Annotated in this window: 5 protein-coding genes; all 5 read left to right on the forward strand. The window is 38.5% G+C overall.

Going from position 1 to position 6,632, the window contains the following annotated elements:
• On the forward strand, positions 1 to 953 hold a 953-nt coding region (locus AC1DND_RS19165; protein WP_477584036.1), incomplete at its 5' end, for a Pycsar system effector family protein.
• Entirely contained in the window at positions 953 to 1,969 is a 1,017-nt protein-coding gene (locus AC1DND_RS19170) for a polyphosphate kinase (RefSeq protein WP_477584038.1), read from the forward strand. The genes AC1DND_RS19165 and AC1DND_RS19170, both read left to right, overlap by 1 nt.
• Positions 1,947 to 2,696 (forward strand): polyphosphate kinase, encoded by a 750-nt coding sequence (locus AC1DND_RS19175; RefSeq protein WP_477584039.1) that lies wholly within the window; start codon positions 1,947 to 1,949, stop codon positions 2,694 to 2,696. The genes AC1DND_RS19170 and AC1DND_RS19175 overlap by 23 nt, the downstream gene beginning before the upstream one ends.
• Before the next feature lie 167 nt (positions 2,697 to 2,863).
• Positions 2,864 to 3,769 carry an SdiA-regulated domain-containing protein gene (locus tag AC1DND_RS19180; RefSeq protein WP_477584041.1) on the forward strand — a complete coding sequence of 302 codons (906 nt, stop codon included), beginning with the start codon at positions 2,864 to 2,866 and terminating at the stop codon, positions 3,767 to 3,769.
• 252 nt (positions 3,770 to 4,021) lie between these two features.
• Positions 4,022 to 6,632 (forward strand): metallophosphoesterase (locus tag AC1DND_RS19185; protein WP_477584043.1); only part of this gene is annotated, 2,611 nt, incomplete at its 3' end.

Raw genomic sequence — 6,632 nt, forward strand, 5'->3', positions numbered from 1 at the left:
AACATCAGGTCAATCAAGAAATCCGTGACCATGTTAAAAGCGCAATATTGGCCACTAAAATTCCTCAGAACCCTAAAAATGAAATTGATAAAATCATTTGCGATGCAGATCTGTTCCATTTAGGTTTGCCCGATTTCCGCGCAAAAGGGAAATTGATGCACAAGGAAAATGAACTGATCTATAAAAAAGATATCAGTAAATTAGATTGGCGTAAAAAAGATATCCAGTTTATGGAATCACATCATTACCATACCGATTATGCCAATCTGTTGTTGAGCGATCAGAAACAGAAGAATATCAGCAAACTGAAAAGTAAACTAACATCGCAGGAGGAAATTAGTGCCGAATTGGCAGAGCCCCTAAACTTTGCCCCTGTCATTGTGAAAGAGAAGGATAAAAAAAAGAAAGACAAAGACGATCGTCCCGATAAAGGGATCGAAACGATGTTTAGGATTACCTCAGCCAACAACCAGCGCCTGAGTGATATGGCCGATAATAAAGCGCATATCCTGATCACCGTAAATTCGATCATGCTTTCCTTGATCGTGAGTTTGTTGCTTAGGCGATTGGAAGACCATGGCAACTTGATTATCCCCACATTTATTTTGTTAATAGTGAGTTTAACCTGTGTGGTGGTTTCTATTTTATCAACACGCCCGTCTATCCCCAAGGGAGAGTTTACGCAGGAAGATATGGATAAGAAAAAAGTAAACTTATTATTTTTTGGTAACTTTTATAAAATGAGCTTACCCAGTTATACCGATGGTATGATTAAAGTGATGAACGATAAAGACTTTTTATATGGTACCTTAATCACCGACGTATACTCGCAAGGCGTAGTTTTGGGCAGAAAGTATAAACTGATCCGCCTGGCTTACAATATTTTCATGTTTGGTTTAATTGCAGCAGTATTTGCATTTGTAATTGCTTACGCAGCTTACGGTAAACTTTAATGGAACAGATAGTAGAAACCTCTTTTTTTAATAGAGATTTAAGCTGGTTAAAGTTTAACGAGCGTATTTTAATGGAAGCCGAGCGAAGTACCGTTCCACTTTTAGAACGCATTAAGTTTTTGTCGATATTCTCTTCCAACCTCGACGAGTTTTATCGCGTAAGGATGCCGGTCTTACTCGCTTTAGAGAAATTGAGCAATAAGGAAGACAACGATATCCAGATTGACGATAATTTGCTCAATACGGCCAATTTGCTTATTTCGGAACAGCAGCAGCGTTACGGTAAGGTGCTTAAATCAGACCTTATTCCCTTGCTTAAAGAGAATAAGATAAACTTAATTTATGGACAACCATTCCCTGCAGAAATTCAGAAAAATACAACCCGATATTTTTTGAGTCAGGTAATGGCCTTTCTGCAGCCTGTTTACATTAATGCGGATACCAACTTCTTTCCCTCAAATAATGAACTGTACTTTCTGATTACGCTAAAAAAGAAAGAAGATGCTGAAGTTGTTATTTTAAATATTCCTTCCAACCAGTTACCCCGTTTTTATAAGGTAGAATCGGGTGACGAGACCTTTATTGTTTTTCTGGATGATATAGTGCGTTTTCATTTAGACCGTATTTTTCCTGAAGCTGAAGTTACCGGATGTTATAGCTTCAAAATTACCAGAGATGCCGAAATTGACCTGAAAGACGAATATTCGGGCAGTTTATCCGAACAATTGGAGAAGCAGTTGCTCAAACGCGATTCGGGTTTGGCTACACGTTTTCTTCACCAGCCAGGCATACCGGCCAACGTTTTCGAATTGCTCAAAAAGCTTTTTAACCTTAAAAAGGCGAATAGGATAGAGGGCGGGCAATATCATAACCTGAAAGATTTTATGGGTTTTCCGGTTAATTCGCCAAAATTATCCAACCAAAACTGGCCAAAAATCTGCAATACCGACCTCATAGATGGATCTTTAACTAAAAGTTCATGCCAAAGTAGCCTTGGTAAAACGCCAGACAGGTGACCGCATGCGTTATTCTGGTTTGTTTTCTACCGGAAACTTTAACGAAAGCACGGCTGCTTTTTATACCGATCATATATTAATGACGGCCAATAAAGAAATGCTGCGCGAAGTAGAGCTGCTTTTTATTTTTCTGGCCAAAAGGGTTAAACCTACTTCTGCCGATCTGATTAAATTTAATCATTTATTGGTCGCACAGTTTAATTTACAGCAGGTTTTTCTTGATTTGATAGATCGCGAAATTGAACATGCCAAACAAGGTAAACCATCGGGTATTACCATTAAAATGAATAATCTCGAAGAAAAAGTATTGATCAACAAACTTTACGAGGCTTCGCAGGCAGGGGTAAAGATCGAACTGATTGTACGGAGCATTTGTCGCTTAATTCCAGGTGTAGCAGGAATGAGCGAAAATATTAAGGTTACCCGCATTGTAGATCGTTATTTAGAGCACGGACGTATCTTTATTTTTCACAATTTAGGCAAAAACGATGTATACCTCGGCTCTGCCGATTGGATGAACCGTAATATTTATCGGAGAATTGAAGTTTGCTTTCCGATTCATAACGAGCAGATTAAGCAAGAAATGATAGATATTATCGAAATCCAAAAACAAGATAACGTACAGGCGGTTTGTATAGATGAAAACATGAACAATATTCCTGTTAAAAGTAGTGGGGCTCCTGTCGAGTCTCAATACGATATTTATCAATTATTAAAAAATAAATAGTGCCGTGTCTGTGTCCCCACCATAAGATCGTCATTTCGACTGAAGTGCAGCGAAATGGAGAAATCTATAGAAAATGATCTTGATAGATCTCTCCGCTACGGTCGAGATGACGGTTATGCTGTCGGGATAACGATTAATAAATAAACAAGTATTAAATTTTACCCCTTATGAAATACAATAAAACTTTCCTCGCCTCTAGCTTTCTAATTGCCATTGCCTTTTTAGGTATATCATGTGTAAATGCGAACCGTGATGATAAAAAAAGTGATTCTACAGAAACCGTTTCGGCAGGAGGATCAGAAAAATCAAACCTTCCTTACGATTTAGCAAATCCTGTAAAATATAACATGCCGCAAAATTTATTCGAAATTTCCGGAATTGTATTTCATAACGGTGATCCTAAAGAAGTATTTGCGATTCAGGATGAAGACGGCGATTTGTTTCATCTTGGTTTAACCGATAAAGAATCGAAATTTACCAAATTTGGAGGTAAAGGCGATTATGAAGATCTGGCTATCTTAAATAACACTGTAATTGTATTAAAAAGCAATGGCGAACTGCATAGCTTTCCTATTAGCGAGATCAATAAACCAGAAGTTGCAGATGTGGTTAAAACCAAAGACCTGGTTCCTAAAGCCGAATATGAAGGCTTAGCCGCAGACGAAAAAACAGGCCTGGTGTATGTATTAACTAAAGAAATTAAGAAAAATAAAAGCGACCAGACGGATATTTATGCCTTTAAATATGCTGATGGTAAATTTACCGCAAGTGGAACTTTTGCCTTGTCTTATAAAGAAATAGCTGACCTATCAGGCGAAGCCAAAATTAAGTTCCGTCCTTCTGCTTTGGCTAAAAACCCATCAACTAACGAGTGGTATGTGCTTTCATCAATGAATAAACTATTGGTCGTTACCGATGCAAACTTTAAAATTAAAGCAACATACCCGCTAAAAGGAGATTTCTTTAACCAACCAGAAGGTATTGCATTTGATCGCGATCAGAACCTTTATATCTCTAACGAGGGCGGTACTTTATCTGCAGGAAACATTTTAATGTTTAAATTGAAAAAATAGGTTTTAGTAGTGGTGCCCTAATGCGAACGTCGTCCTGAACTTGTTTCAGGATCTATTAGGAGGCTGTCTCATTATATATATTGTCATCCTGAGCCTGTCGAAGGACCAACTAAAATGTATGGTAAAGCGCGTTTCGACAGGCTCAACGTGACAGGTCCGAACCTGAAATTAAGTTTATGAGATTGCTTGGACGATGCTCATGAGAAATAAAATAAATTTTAAAATAACTATCTTTATACAAACGCTGAGTCTATGATTAAAAGATTTACCCTTTTTACCATCTTATTTTTAATCAACTTCATTGCCCTTGCGCAGGATGATGTGAAATATCGTGTAATTCTTTTTGGCGATGCCGGCGAAATGAACCCTGCGCAGATGCAGGATTTAAAAAATGCCGCCAAACAAATACTTCCCAAAAAAACAACCGTTTTATATTTGGGGGATAATATTTATCCAACAGGGATGGGTCTTCCTGGAAGCGTAGAAGAAGAAGAAACTAAAAAAATCCTCCGTTCACAGTTCGAGCCTATGCGTAAAATGGGCGCTGCGGTTTATTTTGTTCCCGGCAACCACGATTGGGATAAATCTGGCCCCAAAGGTTTGGCCAAAATCAAAGCGCAAGATGATTTCCTTAAAGCACAGAACGATCCATTACTGAGGCTAATACCAGAAAACGGATGCCCTGATCCTGTGGCCATTAAATTAACTGATAAATTAACCATCATTGCTTACGATAGTGAATGGTGGGTTTTTCCATACAATAAATCAAATCCTAACGGCGAATGCGAATGCCGTACCAAAGATGAGGTTTTAGTGAAAATGGAACAGTTACTCGAAGAGAACAAAGACAAGGTTATTCTTTTAGCCTCACATCATCCATTTCAGAGTTATGGCCCACATGGCGGTTATTTCAATTTGAGGAACCACATTTTTCCGCTCACATCGCTGGATAAAAATCTATATATCCCATTGCCTGTTTTGGGCTCTATTTATCCGATGTTACGTTCCACTTTATTAAGCCCTGAAGATTTAAATCACCCTGCTTATAAGGATATGATTAAATCAGTAACCGGTGTATTTGGCGATTACCCAAATGTAACCTATGTAGCGGGGCATGAGCATGGTTTACAGTTAATTAAAGGGAAACAATTGCAGGTTATCAGTGGTTCGGGTTCAAAGGTGTCGCCAAATAAAGAGGGTAAAACTTCTTTGTTTCACGAAATGCAGCAGGGCTACGTGGTTGCCGATCAGTTGAAAAACAACGATATGCGCTACGAATATTACATTTATTCGGATACGAGCGTTAAAAGAGTTTACAGTTACATTAAAAAGTTCGAAACCATTCCTCAAATAATAAGGAATAGAGATAAACCGATTACCGCTGATAGTATTTTTGTACGTATTAAGCCCGAATATGATAGCGTTGGCCGTTTTCACCGTGCTATTTTTGGCGAAAATTACCGTAAAGAATATGCTGCAAAAACAAAGGTTCCTGTATTACGGGTTTCTCAAATGATGGGTGGTTTAAAAGCGACTCAGCGCGGTGGAGGCAATCAATCGCGTTCTTTACGATTAGAAGATAAAAACGGTAAAGAATATGTTTTGCGTAGCGTGGAGAAATACCCTGAAGTACTTTTGCCTGCCGCATTGCGCGAAACTTTTGCTAAAGATATTATAAAGGATAACATGTCCGCACAGCATCCGTTTTCGGCACTGGTAGTTCCCGAACTTGCTAAGGCTGGCGGTATCCCGCATAGCAACCCGATTATTGGCTGGGTTTCTCCTGATGACAACTTAGGCGAATTTGAATCGGCATTTGCCAATACTTTGTGTTTGTTCGAAGAAAGAGAACCCACAGGAGAATCAGACAGTTCTCCGAAAATGGATAAAAAACTAACTGATGATAACGATAATAGATTAGATGAACCTGCCTGGGTAAAAGCCAGGGCGTTTGATGTATTATTGGGCGATTGGGACAGACATGAAGACCAATGGCGTTGGAAAGAAATCAAAACTAAAGATGGTTCGCTTTATTCGCCGGTGCCAAGAGATCGCGATCAGGTTTTTTTCAGATCTGACGGCCTTTTACAGCGATACACACAATCTTCGTCATTATTACCCATGATGCAGGGTTATGAACGTGGTATAAAAGATATCAATTGGTTTTTATGGGAAGGAAGAGAAATCAGCAGCCGTTGGACAGCCAATATTGATGAAGAGGAGTTTGATAAAATTGTGAAAGATTTCTGCGCAAACTATAACGATGCCGTTTTCGAGAAAGCACTAAAAAAACTCCCTGAACCAAGTTACTCATTACATCACGATGCCTTTTTGGCACAGATGCGTAACCGGATAGCCACTTTGCCAAAGTTAATGAACCAGTATTATCATTTCTTTAACCGCATTGTAGATATCGAGGTAACCAATAAAAATGAACTGATTCAGATTACCGATGCTGAAAACGATGGGTTACGCGTAAAAATCAATAAAATTTCTAAAGAGGGTAATATCAAAGACGAACTCTTCGATCGGAAATTCGATCCCAAAGTAACCAAAGAAATCAGGGTGTACATGCACAATGGTAACGACAGCTTGATCCTGAACAATAAAAAATCGAATATTAAATTGCGGATTATCGGTGGCAAGGGTACTAAAGTTTACGATTTTGCAAATAGCAACGGATCTGTAAAGTTATATGGTAGAACGGATAAGGCAACTTATAATGGAGAGGATGCCAGTAAAATCAGAAAAATTATTTCTAATGATACCTCGAACTTCAGTTATATACCAAAAGATATGTATCGTCGTAATTCGTGGCTGTTAAATGCAGGTTACAATCAAGATGATGGCCTTTTATTAGGTT

It is taken from the genome of Pedobacter sp. 01N416, from assembly GCF_056399685.1.

Excerpts from the sequence above, each read along its gene's own strand:
- AC1DND_RS19170 (WP_477584038.1), top strand. The coding sequence starts at position 953 with ATGGAACAGATAGTAGAAACCTCTTTTTTTAATAGAGATTTAAGCTGG.
- AC1DND_RS19180 (WP_477584041.1), top strand. The coding sequence starts at position 2,864 with ATGAAATACAATAAAACTTTCCTCGCCTCTAGCTTTCTAATTGCCATT.